We start from the raw sequence: 261 nt of genomic DNA, 5'->3' as shown, positions 1-261 counted from the left end.
ATACGCACCTGCTCGACAACCCCATCTGGTCATCGCTGGCGAGCGGTCATCTGCGCTTCCGGCAAGGTGGCCCGCTTGCCTGCCGCTACCGTGCCGACGTGACGCCGTTTGCTGCCATCGCTGCGAGCCCTGATGCGATGCCCGCCGCATGGCAGGCACTGTACGGGTTGCTGGAACCGGGTGAGCAACTCTCACTGTTTGCGACGTCGGCCATCGATGTCCCGCAGGAATTTGACGTCGAGCGGGCGGGCCTCCTGCAGC

Annotated in this window: 1 protein-coding gene; it reads left to right on the top strand. The window is 65.5% G+C overall.

What is annotated here, in order from left to right:
- The coding region (locus ACVA58_RS28250) for a hypothetical protein (protein ID WP_446513549.1) at nt 1-261 on the top strand (261 nt) is incomplete at both ends.

The sequence above is a fragment of the Photobacterium sp. DNB22_13_2 genome (assembly GCF_052873915.1).
The sequence above is the reverse complement of the archived record's forward strand: the minus strand, read 5'-3'. Positions and strand labels throughout refer to the sequence as shown.